General features: G+C 72.0%; 19 protein-coding genes. 6 read left to right on the top strand and 13 right to left on the bottom strand.

The genetic code is table 11. From position 1 onward, the window contains the following. Positions 1-29: 29 nt before the first annotated feature. From RY076_RS03040 to RY076_RS03020, 5 genes are all read right to left on the bottom strand, one after another. Entirely contained in the window at positions 30-1346 is a 1317-nt protein-coding gene (locus RY076_RS03040; protein ID WP_323096021.1) for an L-lactate MFS transporter, read from the bottom strand. A 54-nt stretch (positions 1347-1400) separates the two neighbouring features. Continuing rightward, positions 1401-2507 carry an NrfD/PsrC family molybdoenzyme membrane anchor subunit gene (nrfD, locus tag RY076_RS03035; RefSeq protein WP_323096020.1) on the bottom strand — a complete coding sequence of 369 codons (1107 nt, stop codon included), beginning with the start codon at positions 2505-2507 and terminating at the stop codon, positions 1401-1403. Beyond that, positions 2504-3541 carry a 4Fe-4S dicluster domain-containing protein gene (locus tag RY076_RS03030; protein WP_323096018.1) on the bottom strand — a complete coding sequence of 346 codons (1038 nt, stop codon included), beginning with the start codon at positions 3539-3541 and terminating at the stop codon, positions 2504-2506. The genes nrfD and RY076_RS03030 overlap by 4 nt, the downstream gene beginning before the upstream one ends. Positions 3542-3544: 3 nt before the next feature. Beyond that, positions 3545-6913 carry a formate dehydrogenase gene (fdh, locus tag RY076_RS03025; RefSeq protein ID WP_323096016.1) on the bottom strand — a complete coding sequence of 1123 codons (3369 nt, stop codon included), beginning with the start codon at positions 6911-6913 and terminating at the stop codon, positions 3545-3547. Positions 6914-7080: 167 nt separating this feature from the next. Then, positions 7081-7776 carry a family 43 glycosylhydrolase gene (locus tag RY076_RS03020; protein ID WP_323096387.1) on the bottom strand — a complete coding sequence of 232 codons (696 nt, stop codon included), beginning with the start codon at positions 7774-7776 and terminating at the stop codon, positions 7081-7083. On the opposite strand from RY076_RS03020, the gene RY076_RS03015 reads away from it, so the two are divergent. The 3 genes from RY076_RS03015 (at position 7663) to RY076_RS03005 (ending at position 11914) form a co-directional block, all read left to right on the top strand. Continuing rightward, complete coding sequence (locus RY076_RS03015; RefSeq protein ID WP_323096394.1) at positions 7663-7908, top strand: hypothetical protein; 246 nt, start codon at positions 7663-7665, stop codon at positions 7906-7908. The two genes, RY076_RS03020 and RY076_RS03015, sit on opposite strands and share 114 nt — an antisense overlap. Before the next feature lie 342 nt (positions 7909-8250). After that, positions 8251-9321, top strand: a complete 1071-nt coding sequence (locus tag RY076_RS03010) for an FUSC family protein (protein ID WP_323096014.1) — start codon at positions 8251-8253, stop codon at positions 9319-9321. Between the two features lie 37 nt (positions 9322-9358). Next, the gene (locus RY076_RS03005; protein WP_323096012.1) at positions 9359-11914 is read left to right on the top strand and encodes a DEAD/DEAH box helicase; all 2556 of its coding nucleotides are present in this window, start codon (positions 9359-9361) and stop codon (positions 11912-11914) included. Between the two features lie 10 nt (positions 11915-11924). Here RY076_RS03005 and RY076_RS03000 read toward each other — a convergent pair whose 3' ends face one another. Beyond that, the gene (locus RY076_RS03000; protein ID WP_323096010.1) at positions 11925-12377 is read right to left on the bottom strand and encodes an SRPBCC family protein; all 453 of its coding nucleotides are present in this window, start codon (positions 12375-12377) and stop codon (positions 11925-11927) included. A 71-nt stretch (positions 12378-12448) separates the two neighbouring features. On the opposite strand from RY076_RS03000, the gene RY076_RS02995 reads away from it, so the two are divergent. Both RY076_RS02995 and RY076_RS02990 read left to right on the top strand, forming a co-directional pair. Then, positions 12449-13390, top strand: coding sequence for an acyl-CoA thioester hydrolase/BAAT C-terminal domain-containing protein (locus RY076_RS02995; protein WP_323096009.1), 942 nt, complete (start codon positions 12449-12451; stop codon positions 13388-13390). 72 nt (positions 13391-13462) lie between these two features. Continuing rightward, the gene (locus RY076_RS02990) at positions 13463-14248 is read left to right on the top strand and encodes a DUF1206 domain-containing protein (protein WP_323096006.1); all 786 of its coding nucleotides are present in this window, start codon (positions 13463-13465) and stop codon (positions 14246-14248) included. A 78-nt stretch (positions 14249-14326) separates the two neighbouring features. Here the strand turns inward: RY076_RS02990 and RY076_RS02985 are convergent, their stop codons facing one another. The 3 genes from RY076_RS02985 to RY076_RS02975 are packed head-to-tail and all read right to left on the bottom strand — an operon-like array spanning position 14327 to position 16903. Next, on the bottom strand, positions 14327-15088 hold the full coding sequence (locus tag RY076_RS02985; protein WP_323096005.1) for a phosphatase PAP2 family protein: 762 nt from the start codon (positions 15086-15088) through the stop codon (positions 14327-14329). Further along, positions 15085-15867 (bottom strand): phosphatase PAP2 family protein, encoded by a 783-nt coding sequence (locus RY076_RS02980; protein WP_323096003.1) that lies wholly within the window; start codon positions 15865-15867, stop codon positions 15085-15087. The genes RY076_RS02985 and RY076_RS02980 overlap by 4 nt, the downstream gene beginning before the upstream one ends. Beyond that, the gene (locus RY076_RS02975) at positions 15860-16903 is read right to left on the bottom strand and encodes a diacylglycerol/lipid kinase family protein (RefSeq protein ID WP_323096001.1); all 1044 of its coding nucleotides are present in this window, start codon (positions 16901-16903) and stop codon (positions 15860-15862) included. Before RY076_RS02975 ends, RY076_RS02980 begins: the two co-directional genes overlap by 8 nt. A 138-nt stretch (positions 16904-17041) precedes the next feature. Between RY076_RS02975 and RY076_RS02970 the strand changes: the two genes are divergently transcribed. Continuing rightward, positions 17042-17686 (top strand): DUF1345 domain-containing protein, encoded by a 645-nt coding sequence (locus RY076_RS02970; protein WP_323095998.1) that lies wholly within the window; start codon positions 17042-17044, stop codon positions 17684-17686. 36 nt (positions 17687-17722) lie between these two features. Here RY076_RS02970 and RY076_RS02965 read toward each other — a convergent pair whose 3' ends face one another. Genes RY076_RS02965 through RY076_RS02950 form a run of 4 tightly spaced genes read right to left on the bottom strand, consistent with a single transcriptional unit; the run spans position 17723 to position 21552 of the window. Beyond that, positions 17723-18976 (bottom strand): ATP-grasp domain-containing protein, encoded by a 1254-nt coding sequence (locus RY076_RS02965; protein ID WP_323095997.1) that lies wholly within the window; start codon positions 18974-18976, stop codon positions 17723-17725. Then, positions 18973-19707 carry an alpha/beta hydrolase gene (locus tag RY076_RS02960; RefSeq protein WP_323095996.1) on the bottom strand — a complete coding sequence of 245 codons (735 nt, stop codon included), beginning with the start codon at positions 19705-19707 and terminating at the stop codon, positions 18973-18975. Before RY076_RS02960 ends, RY076_RS02965 begins: the two co-directional genes overlap by 4 nt. 35 nt (positions 19708-19742) lie before the next feature. Continuing rightward, positions 19743-20081, bottom strand: a complete 339-nt coding sequence (locus RY076_RS02955) for a TfoX/Sxy family protein (RefSeq protein ID WP_323095994.1) — start codon at positions 20079-20081, stop codon at positions 19743-19745. Positions 20082-20094: 13 nt separating this feature from the next. Then, a complete protein-coding gene (locus RY076_RS02950; protein ID WP_323095993.1) occupies positions 20095-21552 on the bottom strand; it encodes an MFS transporter in 1458 nt (485 codons plus the stop codon). Between the last annotated feature and the right edge of the window lie 16 nt (positions 21553-21568).

The following is a 21568-nucleotide window of genomic DNA, read 5'->3' as shown; positions in this document are numbered from 1 at the left end:
GCGCGGCTGGGCGCGGGACCGCGTCGGTGTCAGTGCCGGGGGACGTGCTCCTCTCGGGGTGTCCTGGCCTCTGCTGCCACGGCGTCGTGCCGCGGCGGACGGGTGACGAGCGGCAGGACCAGGGCCACGACGGTGATGATGCCGATGACGGTGAAGCCCAGGGTGTAGGCCTTGTCGCTGCCGATGAGCGAGGCGATGAGCAGCGGCCCCACGACGCCGCCGATGCTCCAGCCGACGAGCATCAGTCCGTAGATCGCGCCGACGTTGCGAATGCCGAAGAACTGCCCGGCCGTCGAGGGCATGGTGCCGAACGCCCCGCCGTAGCAGAGGTAGATGAGCGCCGCGAGGACCGCGAAGAGGGCCTTGTTCGTGGCGTGTGGGATGAGCAGGAGGCACACGGCCTGGACGCCGAGGATGCCCATGAAGGCCGGCATCTTGCCGACGAGGTCGGACAGCCAGCCCCAGAAGATGCGGCCCGCGCCGTTGAAGAGTCCGAGCACGCCGACGAGGGCGGCGGCGGCCGCGGCGGAGTAGCCCGCGACGTCGCTCGCCGTGCCGGCCGCGACGGCGATGAGCGAGATGCCGGCCGTGACGCTCATCGTCAGGATGCCGGTCAGCAGGTACCACTGGCGCGTGTGCAGGGCCTCGCTCTGGCTGAAGTCGCGCGACGCGGAGTCGCCGCTCGTGACCTTCGGCGCGTCCTTCGAGCTGGCGCCCGTGACGTCGGGCACGACGTCGGGGTTGCGGAAGACCGACGTGCAGAGCAGGAGGATGACGAGGTAGCCGATGCCGAGCCAGAGGAACGCCTTGGTCGGCACGCTCGGCGTCTGGTCGATGAGCGCCTGGCCGACCGGTGCCGTGACGACCGCGCCGAACCCGAAGCCGGCCACGGCCAGTCCCGTGATGAGGCCCGGCTTGTCGGGAAACCACTTCTGCAGCATGGCGATCGGCACGATGTAGACCATGCCGAGGCCGAAGCCGCCGATGACGCCGTAGCCGACGACGAGCAGCCAGAAGGCGTCCGGCGTCTGGGCGAACGAGGCGAGGATGACGCCGACGGCGTAGATGATGCCGCCGGTCAGCGCCACGACGCGTGGGCCGCGGGCGTCCTGCAGCCGGCCGCCGACGTAGCTGCCGATGAAGATCATCCCGATGACGACGCTGAACGGCACGGCGGCCTTCGACTTCGACCAGCCGAACGCGGCGTCGCTCTGCATCGCCTTGGCGAAGACGCTCCACGCGTAGACGGATCCGATGGCCAGCTGCACGAGCACGGCGCACACGAGGATGACCCAGCGGTTCGCGCCGCTCGTCCTCGTTGCCGGGTCCCTGTCGGTCCTGCTCATGGCATTCCCCTTCCGGTCCTCCGGCGGCGCCCCTATGCGCCGCCGGCGCGGCGTCTAGCGCGCCGTCGTGATGGAGTCGTCGACGACCCCGGCAGCGCGCCGGCGTTCGAGACGCTCACGTTGGTGCTCGACCGTGTACTTCGGGTCGATCGCGGAGGTCATACCCGCCTCGAAGACGCCGAAGCGCGTGCACGCCGAACCCGCCATGAGGGCAAGGCCGCTCAGGGCCGCCCCGACGCGGGTGCGCCCGACGGTGACGGCGCCGACGGCCCCGGCGATGGTGAGCACCTTGCTGGCCTTGAGCAGCGTCGCGGCCTTGCCGGTGCGCAGCGGCTCGGACAGCGTCGGCCCGAGCTTGTCCTGCATCCGCTCGAAGGCGAGCGTCTCGACGAGCGCGCTGACGGCGGCGAGGCGCCGGGCCGGTCCGTTCTGCCGCGCCGGCACGGTGACGAGGGCCAGCCCCGCCGCGGCGAGGTTGGCGGAGCTGACGAAGACGAACGGCAGCTCGCGGTAGGACTCGTGCCACGTCGGCGTCGCGGTGTCGGCGAGGAGCACAGCGGTGTAGGCGGCGAGCGGCGGGGCGAAGAGCGCCGAGCCGACCGTGGCCGGGCCGTCGGCGAGCTCGAGGAGGCGGGACACGCGAGCCAGCGCGGTGCCGGGCCTGCTTGCGCCGGAACGACTTCCGATGAGCGCCTGCCCGACCTCCGAGGCGAGGGCGAGCCCCGAGAAGCCACCGAACGCGGTGAGGATCCACGAGCCGACCGACATCGGCGAGGTCAGCTTGACGGTGCGCATCATGTTGAGGGCGCGGCTCGGCTTGCCGAGGTCCTTGGCGAGCGCCGCCCCGCCGAGCGCGGCCGCCCCGACGGCGCCGACGCGTCCGGCCCGGCGCAACGCCGGGTAGCCGAGCGCCGCACCTCCCGCAGCGAGGAGCGCCGACCCGGCGGCGACGCCGCCGAGGAACAGGTAGGCGGGAATCTCCTTCTCCCACGGGGCGGGTTTGACGATGTGGCGGCCGTAGTAGCTGTCGAACCTCGCGTCGGGCACCATGAGCGACTCGTCGCGCTTCCGGCGTCCGCCGTTCTGGCCCGCCGATCGGGCACCGTCACGCCGACGCTCCTTCTCGGGCGGGCGGTCGGCGTCGAAGGGGTTGGTCGTCATCGCTTCCTCCCGACGAACGCGGCCGCGGCCATGCCGAGCATGGCGATCCCGGCGAGGCCGGCCTTGCGGAACATGTCGGGCAGGTCGGCCGTCGTGACGCGCGGGTCGGGCGGCAGGCCGTAGACCTCGGGCTCGTCGAGGAGGAGGAACACCGAGCCGGTGCCGCCGACGCCGTCGTTCTCGTCGGTGCCGTAGAGGCGCGCCTCGGTGTACCCGCGCTCGTGCAGCTCGGCGACGCGGGCCTTTGCGGTGGCCCGCATCTCGTCGAGGTCACCGAACTTGATCGACGTCGTCGGGCAGGCCTGGGCGCACGCGGGCGTCTGGCCGTCACCGAGCCGGTCGTAGCAGAGCGTGCACTTCTGGGCGATGCCGACGTTCTTGACCTCGCCGTTGTGGGACGGGTCGGCGCCGCCGCCGTTGACGGTGATGCCGTGCGACTGCCGGCCGCCCTCGTGGCCCTCGTCGCCGCGGCGGCGCTCGATGACGCCGAACGGGCAGGCGGCGACGCAGTAGCCGCAGCCGTTGCAGATGTCGTCCTGCACGACGACGGTGCCGAACTCGGTGCGGAACAGCGACCCGGTGGGGCACACGTCGAGGCAGGCCGCGTGGGTGCAGTGCTTGCACACGTCCGACGCCATGAGCCACCGCACGTCGGGCAGCTCGGGCTCGGCGACGGCCGTGGCCACGGGCGCGGCCGCCGGCTCCTCGGCCGAGCGCACGGTCGGCATCCCGAGCTGCACGAGCCGGCGGCCGGACTCACGGGCCTGCTCGACGCGCTCGGTGCTCTGCTCGACGAACGCGACGTGGCGCCACGTGCTCGCGCCGAGTGCCCCGGTGTTGTCGTAGGACTGGTTGAGCAGGTCGAGGCCGTCCTCGGGGATGCCGTTCCACTCCTTGCACGCGACCTCGCAGGCCTTGCAGCCGATGCAGATCGAGGTGTCGGTGAAGAACCCCTTGCGCGGCTCGTGCCTGTCCCACGCGGCGTCGGCCGCGGGGTCGGTCGGTCCGGACAGCTGGTTGCGCCAGAAGCCCACGCCTCAGCCCTCCTTCTTCTTCTTGGGCGACGTGTCGGGGATCGACTCCGGGTGCCCGGTGCGCAGCTCGTTGCTCGTCATGACGGTCGTCCCGGCGCGTGACTGGTACTCGGCGACGAACCGCAGCAGCGCCTCGCCGGTGGGCCGGCGGCCAGGCACGATGTCGCACGAGCCGGCCTTGCTCTCCTGGATCTGGACGTTGGGGTCGAGGGCGACGCCGAGCAGGTCGTTGGCGGCGTCACCGCTGACGACGGCCGCGCTGCCGACGCCCCAGTGGTAGGGCAGGCCCACCTGGTGCACGGTGCGGCCTCGGATGACGAGCGGCGTCATCCGCTCGGTGACGAGCACGCGCGCCTCGACCGCGGCGCGGGCCGACACGATGGTGGCCCAGCCGCCCGGCTCCAGCCCGCGCTCCTTCGCCAGCTCGGGAGAGACCTCGCAGAAGAACTCCGGCTGCAGCTCGGACAGGTAGGGCAGGAAGCGGCTCATGCCGCCGGCGGTGTGGTGCTCCGTGAGCCGGTAGGTCGTGAAGACGAACGGGTACACGTCGGCGCCCGGGGCGTTCCCGGACGGGCTCCAGAGGTTGTCCTTGCGCGGGAAGACCTTGCGGGCCGGGTTGGACTGCTGCCGGTAGAGCGGGTTCTGGACCGGCGACTCCTGCGGCTCGTAGTGCGTCGGCAGCGGGCCGTCGAGCATGCCCTTCGGGGTGAAGAGCCAGCCCTTGCCGTCGGCCTGCATGATGAACGGGTCGTCGCCGGCGAGGCCGTCGGGGCCGCCGGTGCCGGGCTCGGGCCGGTAGGACGGCGCCTTGGCCACCGGGAAGTCCGGCACGTCGTGCCCGGTCCACTTCCCGGCGTCGGCGTCCCACCACACGTACCTCTTGCGCTCGCTCCACGGGTTGCCCTCGGGGTCGGCCGAGGCGCGGTTGTAGAGGATGCGGCGGTTGGCCGGCCAGGCCCAGCCCCAGTCGAGCGCGGTGAGGTCCTGCTCCTGACCCGGGCGCCGGTTGGCGGCCTGGTTCGTGCCGCCGGCGTACACGCCGGTGTAGATCCAGCAGCCGCCCTCGGTGGAGCCGTCGGCCTTCATCTCGGTGAACGCCGACAGCGGCTGGCCCGCTTTCTCCCCCGTCAGGTGCCGCCCGTTGATCTCGGCGAGCACGGCCTCGGCGTCGATCTCGCCGTCGGCGTCGAGCGGGTAGTCCCACGTGAGATCGAGCAGCGGCCGGTCGCGCGGGTCGGTGGAGTCGGCGAGGATCTCGCGGACCCGCTTGCCCAGCTCGAAGAAGAACTCCAGCTCGCTCTGGGCCTCGCCGGGCGGCGCGACCGCCTTGTGGTGCCACTGGAGCATCCGCTGGGTCTGCGTGAAAGAGCCCGACTTCTCGGTGTGGGCCGCCGCCGGCATGAAGAAGACCTCGGTCCGGATGTCCTCGGTGCGCAGCTCGCCGGTGGCGATCTCGGGTCCGTCCTTCCAGAACGTCGCCGACTCGATCATCGCGAAGTCGCGCACGACGAGCCACTTTAGGTGGCTCATCGCCTGACGCTGCATCCGCCCGTGGGCCGAGCCGACGGCCGGGTTCTGGCCCAGGAGGAAGTAGCCCTCGACCTGGTCGTCGAGCATCGCCATCGTCGTCTGGTAGGTGCCGTGCGCACCCGAGAGGCGTGGCAGGTAGTCGAAGGCCCAGTCGTTCTCGGCCGTCGCGGCCTTGCCCCACCAGGCCTTGAGCAGGCTGACGGCGTAGGTGTCGGCGTTGGCCCAGAAGCCCTTCTGCTCCTTGCTGCCGATGGCGCCGAGGTAGTCGTCCCACGTGTCGTGCAGGCCCGCGACGGGCATGGCGAGGTAGCCGGGGAGGATGTTGTAGAGCGTCGGGATGTCGGTGGAGCCCTGGATGCTCGCGTGGCCGCGCAGCGCCATGATGCCGCCGCCCGGTCGGCCCATGTTGCCGAGGAGCAGCTGGATGATCGCGGCGGTGCGGATGAACTGGGCACCGAGCGTGTGCTGGGTCCAGCCGACGGCGTAGACGAACGCGGTCGTGCGGTCGCGCCCGCTGTTCTCGGTGACGGACCTGGCGAGGTAGGCGAAGTCGTCGACGCTGACGCCGCACGTGTCGGCGACCATCTCGGGCGTGTACCGCGAGTAGTGCCGCTTGAGGATCTGGAAGACGCAGCGGGGGTCCTGCAGCGACTCGTCGCGCAGCACCCGGGCGTGCTCGAGCGCCGGTCCGCCGGAGCCGTGCTCGTCACCGGCCGACCGCTCGGACGTGCTCTGCCCGTGCTCGTGCCCGGCCGCGGGGCCGCCGATGGTGCCGGGCGACGCGTCGCCCTCGCCGTCACTTTCACCGTCGCCCTCGCGGTCGTCGGCGGTCGCGTAGGCCCACGTGTCAGGGGCGTAGCTGCCCTTGTCGTCGTCGTAGCCGGAGAAGAGGCCGTCGAGGTCCTCGGTGTCCTGGAACTTCTCGCTGACGAGCGTCGCGGCGTTCGTGTACGCGACGACGTACTCCTCGAAGAACAGCTCGTTGCTCAGGATGTGGTTGATGAGCGCCCCGAGCAGCACGACGTCGCTGCCGGCCCGGATCGGGATGTGCTTGTCGGAGGTCGCCGACGTGCGGGTGAACCGCGGGTCGACGTGGATGACCCTCGCGCCCTTGAGGCGCGCCTCGGTGACCCACTGGTAGGCGACCGGGTGGCACTCGGCCATGTTCGAGCCCTGGATGACGATGCAGTCCGAGTTGGACAGGTCCTGCACGTACTGCGTGGCGCCGCCGCGTCCGAACGAGGACCCCAGACTGGGGACCGTGGAGGAGTGTCAAATACGGGCTTGGTTCTCGATCTGGATCGCGCCGGCTGCGGTGAACAGCTTCTTGATGAGGTAGTTCTCCTCGTTGTCGAGCGTCGCGCCGCCGAGCGAGGCGATGCCCATCGTCCGCCGCAGCGGACGGCCCTTCTCGTCGTGGTCCTGCCAGCCGGCGCGGCGGCTCTCGACGAAGCGCTGCGCGATCATCTCGACGGCAGTCTCGCGCGCCATCGGCTCCCAGCCGGTGCCGCCGGGGCGCCGGTAGAGCACGTGACGCTGGCGCGTCGGGTTGTTGACGAGCTGCTCGCTCGCGGACCCCTTGGGGCACAAGCGGCCCCGCGACACGGGCGAGTCCGGGTCGCCCTCGATCTGTACGACCTTCTCGTCCTTGACGTACACCTTCTGGCCACAGCCGACGGCACAGTACGGGCAGACGCTCTGCACGACGCGGTCGGCGGTGGAGGTGCGCGGCGTCAGCGACCGGGTGCGCTCGGACGTCACGGCCGGGCCGCGTCCGAGGAAGTCACCCGAGCGGACCTGCCGGACCACGGGCCAGGACAGGAACGTCTTCTTCGCCTCCATGGCCGTCACCTTCCCCGGCGTTCAGGCACGCCGACCCAGCGTCACGTCGTTCGAGCACTCCATGCCCACGGGGCCCGGAGCTCTAACCACCCTAGGCACGCGAGTCCGGAAAGCGGGGGTACGGGCCGACCCGGGTGTCGGCCCGTACCCACGAGCGTGCCGGCGCGTCAGGACAGGTACGGCGTCCCGTTGCTCCACTTGAGCACACCGGTCCAGGCCGGCCGCACGAGCGGGCTCGCGCTCTTGCGCACGTGGAAGGCGACGCGCAGCACCCCACCGTCGCTGATGACCTCGGCCCCGCCGGGGCCGCAGAAGCGGTCGGTCGTCGAGACGCCCATGCCGCCGACCCAGCGTGGGTTGCCGAGCGCGAAGAGGTCGTTGCCCGACCACACCTGCGTGGCGTAGTTGCAGTCCTTGTAGCCGTTGCGCGAGACGAACAGGTGCACCTTGCCGCTGCCGTCGCGGTACACGTCGGGGGCCTCGGCGACGGCCGAGCCGATGCGGGCCGCGCTGAGCACGACCTGCGGCGAGCCGGCGAGCTTGGTGCCGGTGGCGTTGTCGACGCGGACCGCCATGATCTGGAACCGGCGCGGGCTGTAGTTGCCGATCTTGTACACGAGGTAGCGGTTGCCGTAGCGGCTCGTGTACTGCGCCGGGTCGATGGCCTCGCTGTAGCCCGACGGCGGGCAGATGAGCGGCGTCGACGCCGGAGCGAACGGGCCGGTGGGCGAGGACGAGCGGCCGCACCGATGCAGTGCTTGTTGTTCGTCGCCGAACCGGGCGCCTCGCGGCGGGCGGCGAAGAACATCGTGAAGCGCTCGGCGCCCGGGGTGCTCGCCGTCTGGAAGACGTGCGGCGCCCACAGCTGCGCCGGCGAGCTGTCGGTCGACTCGAAGGTCCACGCGGGGCGGCCGCTCATCGAGTTCCCGACGATGCCGAAGCCCGAGCCGGGCGAGGCCGAGCGGGCGACGCGGAAGCCGGCGCCCGTCGCGTAGAGGTAGTACTTCGTGCCCTGGGCGCGCGTCGTGAACTTCGCGAACCCGGGGTCCGGGAAGTCGCGGGCGATGACGTTGCGGGCGCTGCTGCCGGTCGTGACGGCCTGCGCCGGGGCCGACGCGACCGCACCGGCCAGCATGACCGCCGCGGCCCCGAGGGCAGCGACGACTGCGGTCTTCTTCATGTGTGTCCCCTGATTCCCCTGGTGGTGCCGGGTTCGTGCCCGGCTGGCGCGATTGTGGCCCACCGCGGGCTCCACGTCGATGGGGAGTCGATGGGGAGTCGATGGGGAGTCGATGGGGAGTTCGCCCCGACCCCGCCGGCTCCTAGACTCTGGAGCGATGGACTCCCCCGCACCCGAACCGCGCCGGCCGGCGCTGCGGCAGGCGACGGCGGGCCTGCTGCGCTGGGGACCACACGGCGGTGCGCACCGGGTGGCCCTGCGCGCCGGCGTCTCGGTCGGGGTCCCGCTCCTCGTCCTCGTCCTCGCCGGACGCGCCGAGTGGGCGCCGTACGCCGCGTTCGGGGCCTTCACCTCGCTCTACGGCCGGCGGCACGCCCGCTCCGAGCGCGCCGGCATGCAGGTCGTCGCCGGCGCCTTCCTCGTCCTCGCGGTGACGGCGGGTGCGCTCGTGTCGCTCGCCCCGGAGTCGCGCTGGCTCGTCGTGCCGCTCGGGGCGCTGCTGGCCGCGGCCGGCTCCCTGGCCTCCGACGCGTACCGCTGGCACCCGCCGGGCCCGCTCTTCCTCGTCTTCGCCTTCGCGGTGTGCGCCATGGTGCCGGCCACGCCGACCACCGTCCTCGTCGCGGCCGCGGTGGCCACGGCGAGCGTCCTGTTCTCCCTGCTCGTGGCGCACGCGGGTGTGCTGCGCGAGCCGACCTCGTGGCGCCGCCCCCAGCTGCCGGCGCCACGGTTCCGCGACGCGCTCGCCGCACCGGGCGCCCGGGCGCACCTCGTGCGGTACGTCCTCGCGCTCGGCGCCGCGGGGGCCATCGCCACCGGGCTCGGCTGGCAGCACCCCTACTGGGCCATGGTGGCCGCGGTGACGGTGCTGTCGGGCCCCGACCTCGCGGCGCGGCTGACACGCGGGCTGCACCGCGTCGTCGGCACGGCGGCAGGCGTCCTCGTGGCCGCACCGATCCTGCTGTGGTCGCCGCAGGGCGCGTGGGCGGTGCTCGTCATCGGGGTCCTGCAGGTGCTGACCGAGCTCGTCGTGGGGCGCAACTACGCGGTCGCCCTGCTCTTCATCACCCCGCTCGCCCTGATGATGGGCCAGCTCTCCCACCCCGTCGCCGCCGGTCCGCTGCTGCGCGACCGGCTGTTCGAGACGGTCCTCGGCGCCGTCGTCGGCGCGGTCGTCCTGCTCGCGGTCCCCGACCGGCTGCGTCGGGCGTCGTCCGCGGGCGCCTGACGATTCGGCCGGCGCCCCGGGCCGGTGGCATGCTCGCGTGGTGACGACGAACCTCGAGAAGCGCATCCCGGCCGACGCGGACGCCGACGCGCTCTACGACGCGTTCGCCGAGTGGGCCGCCGAGCAGGGGCTGACGCTCTACCCGCACCAGGAGGAGGCGTTCCTCGAGGTGCTCTCGGGCAGCAACGTCATCCTTGCGACGCCGACCGGCTCGGGGAAGTCGCTCGTCGCCGCGGCCGCCCACTTCACCGCCCTCGCCGAGGACCGCGTCTCCTTCTACACCGCCCCGATCAAGGCGCTCGTGTCGGAGAAGTTCTTCGCGCTGTGCGACCAGTTCGGCGCCGACAACGTCGGCATGATCACCGGCGACGCCACGGTCAACGGCGACGCCCCGATCATCTGCTGCACCGCCGAGGTGCTGGCCAACCTCGCCCTGCGCGAGGGCCCGGCCGCCGACATCGGCCTCGTCGTCATGGACGAGTTCCACTTCTACTCCGAGCCCGACCGCGGCTGGGCCTGGCAGGTGCCGATCCTCGAGCTGCCGCAGGCGCAGTTCGTCCTCATGTCGGCCACCCTCGGCGACGTCACGATGTTCCGCGACGACCTGACCCGGCGCACCGGACGCGCCACGGCCGTCATCGCCGGCACCGAGCGCCCCGTGCCGCTCGAGTTCTCCTACGCCACGACCCCCATCCACGAGACCATCGAGGAGCTGCTCGAGCAGGACCGCGCGCCGGTCTACGTCGTGCACTTCACCCAGGCCGCCGCGCTCGAGCGCGCCCAGAGCCTCGTCGCGCTCAAGGTGACGACCCGCGAGGAGCGCGACGCCATCGCCGAGCGCATCGGCGGCTTCCGGTTCGGCACCGGCTTCGGGCGCACCCTGTCGCGGCTCGTGCGCCACGGCATCGGGGTGCACCACGCCGGCATGCTGCCCAAGTACCGGCGGCTCGTCGAGCAGCTGGCCCAGGACGGCCTGCTCAAGGTCATCTGCGGCACCGACACCCTCGGCGTGGGCATCAACGTGCCGATCCGCACCGTGCTGCTCACCGGCCTGACGAAGTTCGACGGCACGAAGCAGCGCCTCCTCAAGGCGCGTGAGTTCCACCAGATCGTCGGACGCGCGGGGCGGGCCGGCTTCGACTCCCGCGGCTGGGTCGTGGCCCAGGCGCCGGAGCACGTCGTCGAGAACCTGCGCGCCGTCGAGAAGGCCGGCGACGACCCGAAGAAGCAGAAGAAGATCCAGCGCAAGAAGGCGCCCGACGGGTTCGTCGGCTGGTCGGAGGAGACCTTCGAGCGGCTCATCACGAGCGAGCCCGAGCCGCTCCAGCCCCGCCTGCGCGTGTCGCACTCGATGCTCGTCAACCTCCTGGCGCGCGAGGGCAACCCGGTCGCGCACGCGGTCCGGCTGCTCTCCGACAACCACCACGAGGCCAAGGACCAGCGACGCCTGCAGAAGCACGCCCTCGTGCTCGCGCGCGAGCTGCTGACCTCAGGCGTCGTCGAGCGCCTCCCCGAGCCCGACGCGTCGGGCCGCCGGCACGCCCTCACCATCGACCTCCAGCGCGACTTCGCGCTCAACCAGCCGCTCGCGCCCTTCGCCCTCGCCGTCATGGAGACCCTGGACCGCGAGTCCGACACCTACGCGCGCGACATCGTCAGCATCGTCGAGGCGATCCTCGAGGACCCGCGCCAGGTGCTGTGGGCGCAGGAGTACAAGGCGCGCGGTGAGGCCGTCGCCGCGATGAAGCTCGACGGCATCGAGTACGAGGAGCGGATGGAGCGGCTCGAGGAGGTCTCGTGGCCCAAGCCGCTCGCCGACCTGCTCGAGGTGACCCTCGCCGCGTACCGGCAGAGCCACCCGTGGATCTCGGCCGACGCGCTGTCGCCGAAGGCGGTGGTCCGCGAGATGTACGAGCGCGGCATGACCTTCACCGAGTTCGTCTCGTACTACGGCCTGTCGAGGTCCGAGGGCCTACTGCTGCGCTACCTCACCGACGCCTACCGCGCCCTGCGCCGCACGGTGCCGGAGCACTACCGCGACGACGAGCTCGAGGACGTCGTCGAGTGGCTCGGCGAGCTCGTGCGCCAGACCGACTCGAGCCTGCTCGACGAGTGGGAGGACCTCGTCAACCCCTCCGAGGACGCGACCCCCGGGCGTCCGGGTGAGGTGGCACCCCCGGCCCGGCCGCTCACCGCCAACGAGCGCGCCTTCACCGTCATGCTCCGCAACGCGATGTTCCACCGTGTGGAGCTCGCGGCCCGCGACGCGTGGGAGCAGCTCGGCGAGCTCGAGGCCCGGGTCGCCGAGCTGACCGAGCCGCCCCGCACGGTCGTCATGGACGCCGACGCGTGGAACGAGGCACTGGGCGCCTACTACGACGAGCACGACGCCATCGCCACCGACCAGGAGGCCCGCTCCCCCGCCCTTCTGCAGGTGGAGAAGGTGCCCGGCGAGTGGCGGCTGCGCCAGGTCGTCGTCGACCCGGACGGCGACCGCGACTGGGGCCTCACGGCCGTCGTCGACCTCGCGGCGAGCGACGAGGCCGGCGCGGCCGTCCTCACCGTGACCGGGTTCGAGCGCCTCGGCGGCTGAGCGACGCCGCTCAGGCCTTCGGCGCCTCGGACTCGGCGAGGCGCTTCAGCTCGGTCATGGCACTCTCGGTCTGGCCGGGCAGCTGCCGGTTGATCATCGGCGTGAACGCCTTGCCGAACCCCTTGGTGCGGATCGTGATCGTGTGGGTCAGGCGCGTCTGGGTCTCGCTCGGGCCCGGCTGCACGTCGAAGTCGACGGTGACCTCCATCATCTTGTCGACGAAGTGGTTGGTCAGCCTCCGGTCCTGCTCGCGCGCGACGACCTCGCCGTCCATGACGCCGGTGCGCCCACCGTCCTTGTAGTGGTAGCGCAGCTTGGTGCCGACGGCCGTGGGGCCGCCCGTGACGTTGTCGAGCTGCGTGCACCGCTTGAGCCATTCGGGGGCGCGGGTCACGTCGTCGAGGATCGCGAAGACCGTCGCGGGTGACGCGTCGACGACCTCGGTGCGGGAGTGGTCGGGCATGGCCCCATCGTGGCACCGCCCGGCCGGGGCGCGGCGCGAATCGCCGGCGCGTCGTGCCTAGGGTGGTCGGCATGACCGACAGCGCCGCCGACCTGTCCACCGAGCTCTCCGACGTCCCCGGCCTCGACGCGGTGCTGCGCCGCCTCGACGCCGATGCGGTCCGCGTCGACGCCCTGCCCGACGCCGACGGCGTGCTCGCGCGCCCGCACGACGGCGGCAACGGCACCGGCGTGCTCGTCCTGTCCGGATCGAGCGGCCGCGTCGAGTCGCCGAGAGCGCGCCTGCTCGCGGCCGCCGGGGTCTCGGCGGCCTTGTCCTACCAGTGGTTCGGCGCCCCCGGAACTCCGGACACCATCTGGGAGTACCCGCTCGAGGCGTTCGGCCCGGCCGTCGAACGGCTCGCCGCCGACTGCGACCGTGTCGTACTCCTCGGCACGTCGAAGACCGCCGAGGCGTTCCTCCTGCTCGCGACCGACGACCCGCGCGTCGACGCCGTCGTCGCGGTCGGGCCGAGCCACGTCGCGTGGGCCAACGTCGGCCCGGGCCCCGACGGTGAGCTGCGCCCGCAGCACGCGTCGTGGAGCCGCGGCGGCGAACCGCTGCCGTTCGTGCCCTACGACGACGCCTACGAGGTGGCGGGCGACCCGCCCGAGTTCGTCGGCATGTACCGCCAGAGCCTCGTCGCGGCACCGGAGGCCGCTGCGGCAGCGACGATCCCGGTCGAGCGGTTCTTCGGCGACGTCCTGCTCGTGGCCGGCGGCGACGACCGCCTGTGGCCGGCCCTCGACGCCGCGCGGGCGATCGAGGCCCGCCGGTCCGACGCCGGCCTGCCGACCACGGTCGTCACCCACCCGGACGCCGGGCACCGCGTCGTGCTGCCGGGCGAGCCCGTCGCCACCGGCGGCATGCGGATGGCCCGGGGCGGCACGGAGGAGGCCGACCGGGCCCTCGGCCTGCTCGCCTGGCCAGAGCTGCTGCGCGTCCTCGGCGTGCACGAGGGCCATTCGTCCTGATCGACCACGAGCCCGTCGCGCTGGGTATGTTCCGAGAAAGTCTCGGGATCCCTCTACCGACAGGATCGCTCCATGGATTCGACCGACGTCAAGACCGCCGCAGCGCGTGCCGGTGACCACCCAGCGCTGGAGAACGCCGCGCGCGTCGGCTATGCCGTCAACGGCGTGCTCCACATCCTCATCGGCATCATCGCGCTCAAGCTCGCCTGGCTCTCCAGCGGTGGGCGCGCCGACCAGTCCGGTGCGCTCGGCGCCCTCGCCGACAACCCCCTCGGCATCGTCGTACTGTGGCTCGGCGTCCTCGGCTGGCTCGGGCTGGCCCTCTGGCAGCTGACCGAGGCGGTCGTCCGCGGCGAGGTGAGCGACCGGGTCAAGGCCGTCGCCAAGGCTGTCGTCTACCTCGTCCTCTCGGCGACGGCCCTCAAGTACGCCACGGGCAGCGGCGGCCAGAGCGGCTCGTCCCAGACGCGTGACTTCACGGCCTCGCTCATGTCGAAGCCGGCGGGTGTGTGGCTCGTCGCCCTCGTCGGCCTCGTCATCGTCGGTGTCGGCGTCTACCACGTGATCAAGGGCTGGAAGAGGAAGTTCCTCGAGGACCTCGAGCAGCACCCCGGGCCGTGGCTGGAGAAGGCCGGACGCTTCGGCTACATCGCCAAGGGCATCGCCCTCATCATCGTCGGCGGACTGTTCGTCCTCGCCGCGGTCCGCCACAAGCCCAGCGAGGCCCGCGGCCTCGACGGGGCGCTGCACAACCTCCTCGGCGCTCCCGGCGGTCCGTTCCTGCTGACCCTTGTGGCGCTCGGGCTCATCGCCTTCGGCGTCTACTCGTTCGGCCGCGCCAAGCACGCCCGCGTCTGAGCCCTCACTCCCCCGCCTCACACGACTGCACCGCTCGCCCCTTCAGGGTGCGAGCGGTGCGGTCGTCTACCGGGAGGTTCAGCGGGCGGCGGCGGTCGTCCGGCTGTCCGCGCTCTCGGTGCTGCCCTTGAGGGCCTCGAAGGCGTTGGCCGGTCCCGCGTCGCGGCGCAGCCAGAACCACGCCAGCAGGAAGCAGACGAGGCCGTTGGCCATGCCGACGAGCACGTCGGTGAGGTGGTGCATGCCGCGGTAGAGGCGCGCGTACATGACGAGCAGCGGCACGATGAGGCACACCGTCGTGACGAGGCGGCGCAGCCACGGCGTCTCGATGCGCTGGGCCATCGCCGCGAAGGTCACGTAGAGCGCGGTCGAGGCCCCGACATGGCCGCTCGGGTAGCTCGAGGTCGGCGGGGCCGGGTCGAGGTGCGGGACGTCCGGACGGTCACGGCCGGTGAGGGTCGTGGCCGCGACGAACACGCTGGCCTGGGTCGCGATCGCGATGGCGGGCACCACGGCGAAGAACCACTGCTTCGTGCGCCACCACACGATGAGCGCCACGAGGATGCAGACGCCGATGACGTACTCGGTGTTGCCGATGTGCGACCACACCATGGTGATGGAGTCCCACGTCTTGGTTCGCGTGTCCTGGATCGCGCGGTTGACCGACGTCTCCGACTGGAACCCGCCGAGCGGGCCGCCGATGATGAGGCCGATGCCGTAGATGACGGCGAAGAGGACGACCGCGGGGGCGAGGACGCGCAGACCGAGGTCGCGCATCGACTCCCCGAACGAGGGTTTCGAGCGGTCGAGCTCGTAACGGTGCAGGGCTGAGGAGTTCAACGGTTGCCTTTCGACTCGGGACCCGTCCTGCCCTCCGGCGGGGACGGGTCGTCCGGCTTGCGAGGGTTCCACCCGAGATAACCGAGGTACGAGGCCCCGACGAGGCCCGTACCGAAGAGGAGCCCGCCGACGACGTCGGACGGGAAGTGCACGCCGAGGAATACCCGGTCTGCCATCGTGACGAGCACGGCGAGCGCCGCGACGGTGATGACGACGACGCGCGTCCGCGTGGACACCACCGGCCAGATCAGCAGCACCACCGCGGTCGCGATGGTCGCGGCGTTGGCGGCGTGCCCTGACGGGAAGCTGTAACCCGGTGCGTGCGAGACCGGGTCGCTGACGACCGGGCGCGCGCGGCGCACGACCTCCTTGAGCACGAGCTGGAGGTTCCAGGCGACCATCATCGTCGCGAACGCCCAGATGGCGCGGCTGCGCAGGCCGTGCCGGCGCCACACCCAGACGCACAGCGCGGTGGCGGCGATGTAGGGCCACTTCGGCTGCGTCGCCTCCTGCCACACGAGAAGGAACGTCTTGAAGGCCGGGTTCGCACGGGTCACGTCGGTGGCGGCGCGGATCGCGGCCTCGTCGACCTGGATGACCGGCAGGAACTTCTCGCGCGCCACGAAGGCGAGCGCGGTGATGGGCACGGCGAAGGCGAGGCCGAAGCCGATCGCCCTGCGCAGCCGCCGCCACCGGCCCGGGCCCGGCGTCGCTGCCTCCCGGGACTCGCGCTGGTCGCGCACGTCCCGGGACCCGACGCCGGTGCGGGCATCAGCCACTGCGGACCACCAGCGCTCCGGGCAGGACACGGGCGGCGAGCGAGGTGCGCGGGCCGACGGGGTCACCGTCGACCTCGGCCTCGACGCCCTCGCGCACCCTCGCCTCGAGGACCGCGCCGCGGAGCCGGTCGAGCCGGCGGTGCCCCGCGTGGTGCCTCGTCACGATGTCGGACACGACCGACGCCCAGCCGAAGGCTCCGCGGGGCGCGATGACGACGGCGTCGAGGACGCCGTCGTCGATGCGGGCGTCGGGCATGAGCTCGAGCCCACCCTGGAGCGTGCCGCAGTTGCCGACGACGACCATCCGCGCGTGCTTGCTCGTGTCGTTGCCCTGCCGTCCGACGACTCCGGTGTCGGTCTGGGCGCCGGGGGTCTGCGAGCCCTGGGCCGCGCCACCGGTCGCGCGGACGTCGGCGCGGAAGCCACGGCGTCCGAGGCTCTTGAGGCCGGACAGGATGTAGGCGGGCCAGCCGATGACGCCCTTGATCTTCTCGTTCGTGCCCGCCATGACCTCGCCGTCGAGGCCGAGCCCGCACATGACGAGGAAGACCTCCTCACCGTCCTCGATGCCCGAGGACGTGCCGGGGCTGACCCGCTCGGACTCCCCCAGTCGCACGGCGCCGACGTCGACGCGTCGCTCGCCGCCGGACACGAGGGCCTCGGCGGCCTCCTCGAGGGTGTCGATGGGCAGGCCGAGGTTGCGGGCCAGCAGGTTCCCGGTGCCCGCGGGCAGCAGGCCGAGCGCGACGTCGGTGCCGACGAGGGCCGTGGCGACCGCGCGGACGGTGCCGTCGCCGCCCATCGACGCGACGACGTCGGCGCCGCCCTCGACGGCCTCGCGGGCCTGCTTCTCGCCGGTCTCCTGCTCGGTCGTCTCGATCCACGTCGGCGTCTCCCAGCCGTGGCGCGAGGCGGCCTGCGCCACGACGCCGCGCGCGTGGTCGACGTCGTCGACCTTGACGGGGTTGTAGACGACGGTGAGCCGGCGGCGGGTCGGCGCGGGGCTCGAAGACGGGGTCGGCGAGGGGTCGGCCATGGATCGGATCCTAGGTGTCGTGGCGGGGCCCAGCACGGGTCCAGCGGTGGGCGCGGACGGTGTCTCGGCGCGACACGACCGTTCTCTGGACGTCATACCCGCAGGGGCCGTGACAGTTGCGGGAGTAGCCTGCGAGCCGTGCCGACGATCCGCCGCCGCCTCCTCGTCGCGGTCCTCGTCGGGGCCGTCGCGGGGCTCGTGCCGCTCGGCCCCGCCGGAGGCCCGCTCGTGCACGCCCTCGTCGGGTTCGTCGTCGGCGGCCTGACGTTCGCCGTGCCGCTCCTCGCGCACGTGCTCGGCCACGACGCACCCGGCACGCGCGAGAAGGTCGCCGGACGCGACGGCGACGCCGCCTGGTACGACGTCGTCGTCATCGTCGTCGGCCTCGCCAGCCTCTTCGGCGTGGCCGTCCTGCTCATCGCCACCCAGGCCAGGGGCGTCGAGCTCGTCATGGACGGCGTCATCGGGGTGCTCGCGGTCGGCGTCGGGTGGCTCTGTGTCCACACCGTCTACGTGCTGCGCTACGCGCGCCTCTACTACGCGGTGTCCGACGAGGGTCGCCCGCCGATCGACTTCAACACCGACGAGGACCCGGCGTTCAGCGACTTCGCCTACTTCTCGTTCAACCTCGGGATGGCCTACCAAGTGTCCGACACGGCCGTCCGGTCCTCGCAGGTGCGCCGGGTGGTGCTCGGGCACACGCTGCTCGCCTACCTCTACGGCACGATCGTCATCGCCTCGACGATCAACCTCGTCGTGGGTATCGGCGGCAGCCAGCACTGACGCGTCGGGCGGCACCGACGCGTCGCGCCGGGAGCGTCACGCGATGCCGAGGCGCGCCTTCTCGTCGCGCACCCACATCGACACGAGCCCGCCGAAGTGCGACATGAAGGCGTCGACCTCGTGGGCCGGGTACGTCGTGACGACGGTCTGGCGCAGGAGGCTGTCGAAGGCGTCGGACTGCACCCACTCGAGGACCGCGGCGTCGAGGTGCGGCAGGTGCGTGTCGCACCACGCCCAGTATGCGTCGGTCTCGAAGTACTCGTCGGCGAGGCCGAGGTAGGCCGCGAGCTTCTGCTCGTCGGTCAGGTCGTCGCGGTCGGCGACGTCGAAGTAGCGCTGCATCTCGAGGTCGACGCGGGCGCGCCGGCCGGTGACGAGGCAGTACGCCGACCAGCGCACGAGCGCCTTGATGGCCCACGGGAAGTAGTAGTGCAGCGACGTGACGGCGACGTCGGGACAGGCGTTGGCGTAGTCGATCGGGTAGACGTCGTCACCCTTGACGAGCATCTCGGCCGAGTTGAACTCCCAGCCGAACATCGCGTTGACGACGCGGCTGATCGCGGCAGCCTGCCGACCGGCCGACGGCGTGAGGAAGTCGTAGGACACCGCGTAGCGGTTGTGCATCGGCTGCTCGGGGCGGAAGTCCATGACCATCGTCTCGGGGCCGATCGACAGGGCCCGCGCGAAGTGGTCGTACTCGACGGTCGCCTGCAGGTGCATGAGCATCTCGCCGGACTCGTCGTAGGCCTTGACGAGGTCGGACTCGTCGTCGATGCGGGAGACGCCGCGCCAGCCGCCACCGTCGAACGGCTTCATGTACATCGGGTAGCCGAGCTTGTTCGCGATCTTCTTGAGGTCGAACGGCCGGTTGTACTTGGCGCTCGTGTAGGCCCACCGGACGTTGTCGACGGGGTTCTTGTACGGCACGAGCCACGTCTCGGGCACCTTGAGCCCCAGGCGCATCAGCGCGCAGTAGGCGCTGTGCTTCTCCATCGACTGGAAGGTGAAGGGGCTGTTGAGCAGGTACGTGCCGTCCATGAGCGCGGCCTTCTTGAGCCACTCGCGCGGGTGGTAGTACCAGTGCGCGAGGCGGTCGATGACGAGCTCGGTACGCACCGGCTGACGCAGGTCGAACGGCTCGATGGTGAGCCGCTCGGTGGTCAGCTCGTGGGTCACGCCGTCGTCCGTGGTGATCGGGCCGACACGCTCGAGGAGCGCCTCGAACGCTGTGGGCCAGTCCTCCTCGGCTCCGAGCAGCAGTCCGATCAGGTGGTTGCGCGTCTGCGTCATCTGCCAGTCCCTCTCGACGGGTCGGGTGTCACCGATCCTTGCAGCAGTGTCAACAGGAACGGGTCGAACGCGGCCTCCCAGTGACGCCAGTCGTGCCGGCCCGGCACCTCGGCGAACGTCACGTCGTGCCCGGTGCGCGCCAGCGTCGTGGCCATGAGCCGGTTGTTGGCGAGGTTGCCCTCCTGCGTGCCGCACGTCAGGACGATCCGGGCGTCAGTGTGCCGGCGCCGGGCCCGGCCGACCGACGCGACGAACGCCGTGACCCGGTCCCAGTGCTCGAAGGACTCCTCGCCGTCGAGCCGCTTGCGGAAGAACGAGCCGGACTGGAGGAACAGCGCGCCGAACGTGCCGGGGTGGCGCCACTCGGCCTGCAGCGAGGCGAGGCCGCCGAGGCTCGCGCCCATGAGGGCCGGACGCGTCGGTGTGGCCCACGCGCCCGTGACGCGCGGCAGCACGTGGCCGACGAGGGCGTCCGCCCACTCGGGGTTGGCCGCGTAGCGCTCGTTGCGCGGACCGGGCTCGAGGAGCACGACGCGGTGGGGCCGGACGCGTCCGGCGTCGGTGGCGCGGCGCAGCACCGACAGGAGGTGGGCGCGGCGCGAGTACTCGGGGCCGTCGTGGGCCACGAGCAGCGGCAGCGGGTCGCCGCGACGGGTGCCGGTCGGCGTGACGACGGCCAGGTCGACGTCGCCCGCCGGGGTGCCGGTGACCGTCAACCTCGTGCGCGCCATGCCCCGACCCTACGGGCCGTGACGGCCGCTCGGCGCTAGGCCTTCTTGGCCTTGGGCGGCAGGGTGGCGATGTGGTCGCGGGCGCGCTCGAGCCAGGCCGACTTCTCCTCGTCGGGCATGGCTGCGGGCAGCGACCGCCAGCCCTTCATGGGTCGCTCCTCCGGGCCGAACGGGCCGGTGCCGGCCATCGCCTCGAGCTCGGCCAGCGCATCGGCGTCGGGCTTGACGCCGACGTCCTCGCCGAACAGGCCGGCGTACATGTTGCCGTTGACGAAGGCGCCGAGGCTGCCGAACATCGGCTTGACCTCGACGCCCGGACCTTCGGTCACGAGGCCGCGGAAGTGCGCCTTGGCCTCGTCCGTGTGCTTGGGCATCTTCACGCGTCCATCACACCACCGCTCGACGCGCGTCGGTGGCGTGCACGGTCGCGAGGAAGACGGCAGCGACGAGCGCCGTGACGCCGCAGATGGCCCACACCGTCATGTAGCCGGCGAGTGACGCGTGCCCGGTGGCCCCGGCGTCGACCGTGCCGGTGCTGGCCAGGGCGATGGCGAAGGTGCTCGACGCGAAGGCGCCGCCGATGGTCTTCGTCGTGTTCGTCATGCCGGTGGTCAGTCCGGTGTGGGTCGGGGGTGCCTGTGCCGCAGCGGCCGTCGGGAGCCCTGCGACGAGCGCGCCCGAGCCGAGACCGGCGACGACCATGTTCGTCATCGTCTGGGCGAGGGTGTCGTGGAACGGCAGGAAGAGCAGGTAGCCGACGGCGACGAAGCCGGCGGCCACGACGAGCGCGACCCGGGTGCCGACCCTCCCACCGAGGACGTGGAGCAACAACGCCCCGACGGCGAGGGAGAGCACGTACCCGCCGATGATGATCGACACCTTGCCGGCCGACGCGCCGAGGCCGTAGCCGGTGACGGCGGGGTCGGTGCGGGCGAACGTCGACAACGGGATCTGCGCCCCGAGCACCGACACCCCGAAGAGGAAGGCCGTCGCCTGCACCGGCCACTGGCCGCGCGCCCGGAGGACCCGCAGGTCGACGAGCGGCCACGCGCAGGCGAGCTCGACCCGCGCGTACGGCACGAGCGTGAGCAGCCCGAGCACCATGACGACCCACGGCAGCACCGACCCCGGGCCCTGCACACGCATCAGGACGAGTCCGGCCATGACGAGGCCGAGGGCCAACGTCAGCAGGCCGAACGCCCGCCAGTGGATGCGGCCCTCGCCCAGCCCGGGCACGTCCTCGACGCCGAGCCACACCGCGACGATCGCCAGGGTGACGACGACGGCCGGTAGGGCGAGCAGGCCTGTCATGCCGAGGGACTCAGCGAGCGCGCCGCTCGTCAAGGCGCCGGCGATGACGCCGAGCTCGAGCGCTGCGACGAGCACGCCGGCCGCGCCGCGGACGCGAGGCTCCGCTCCCCCGGTGCGACGGTGGATGATCGCGACCTCCATCGGCAGCCACACGACGTAGAACCCCTGGATCGCCCACGCGACGAGGAACGTGCCGAAGGTCGGGGCGAACGCGACGCCCCACGAGGCGACGGCCGTGACGACCGTCGAGCCGAGGAGGACCTTGCGGTGGCCGACGAGGTCGCCGAGCCGCGCGAGGAGCGGCACGACGAGCGCCGACACGATGAGCTGGGCGGCCTCGAACCAGTTGACGTCGGCGTCGTGGATCGACAGGTGCCGTGCGATGTCGGTGAAGATCGGCGTGTAATAGCCCTGGAGCACGCCGCTCGCGATCTCGACGCAGACGAGGAAGCCGACGACCTTGGCGATCGGGCTGTCGGCGAGGGCGCGGGCGGCGGCGTCGAGTGCCGGCCGCCCCGTGGTGCGTTCGCTCATGGGGTTCGGGTTTCCT

This window comes from Intrasporangium zincisolvens (assembly GCF_034724055.1).
GTDB classification, from domain to species: Bacteria; Actinomycetota; Actinomycetes; order Actinomycetales; family Dermatophilaceae; genus Monashia; species Monashia zincisolvens.
This window is presented reverse-complemented; position numbering and strand designations above follow the sequence as displayed.

Excerpts from the sequence above, each read along its gene's own strand:
- RY076_RS03040 (WP_323096021.1), bottom strand. The coding sequence starts at position 1,346 with ATGAGCAGGACCGACAGGGACCCGGCAACGAGGACGAGCGGCGCGAAC.
- nrfD (WP_323096020.1), bottom strand. The coding sequence starts at position 2,507 with ATGACGACCAACCCCTTCGACGCCGACCGCCCGCCCGAGAAGGAGCGT.
- RY076_RS03015 (WP_323096394.1), top strand. The coding sequence starts at position 7,663 with ATGCAGTGCTTGTTGTTCGTCGCCGAACCGGGCGCCTCGCGGCGGGCG.
- RY076_RS03010 (WP_323096014.1), top strand. The coding sequence starts at position 8,251 with ATGGACTCCCCCGCACCCGAACCGCGCCGGCCGGCGCTGCGGCAGGCG.
- RY076_RS03000 (WP_323096010.1), bottom strand. The coding sequence starts at position 12,377 with ATGCCCGACCACTCCCGCACCGAGGTCGTCGACGCGTCACCCGCGACG.
- RY076_RS02995 (WP_323096009.1), top strand. The coding sequence starts at position 12,449 with ATGACCGACAGCGCCGCCGACCTGTCCACCGAGCTCTCCGACGTCCCC.
- RY076_RS02990 (WP_323096006.1), top strand. The coding sequence starts at position 13,463 with ATGGATTCGACCGACGTCAAGACCGCCGCAGCGCGTGCCGGTGACCAC.
- RY076_RS02975 (WP_323096001.1), bottom strand. The coding sequence starts at position 16,903 with ATGGCCGACCCCTCGCCGACCCCGTCTTCGAGCCCCGCGCCGACCCGC.
- RY076_RS02965 (WP_323095997.1), bottom strand. The coding sequence starts at position 18,976 with ATGACGCAGACGCGCAACCACCTGATCGGACTGCTGCTCGGAGCCGAG.
- RY076_RS02960 (WP_323095996.1), bottom strand. The coding sequence starts at position 19,707 with ATGGCGCGCACGAGGTTGACGGTCACCGGCACCCCGGCGGGCGACGTC.
- RY076_RS02955 (WP_323095994.1), bottom strand. The coding sequence starts at position 20,081 with ATGCCCAAGCACACGGACGAGGCCAAGGCGCACTTCCGCGGCCTCGTG.
- RY076_RS02950 (WP_323095993.1), bottom strand. The coding sequence starts at position 21,552 with ATGAGCGAACGCACCACGGGGCGGCCGGCACTCGACGCCGCCGCCCGC.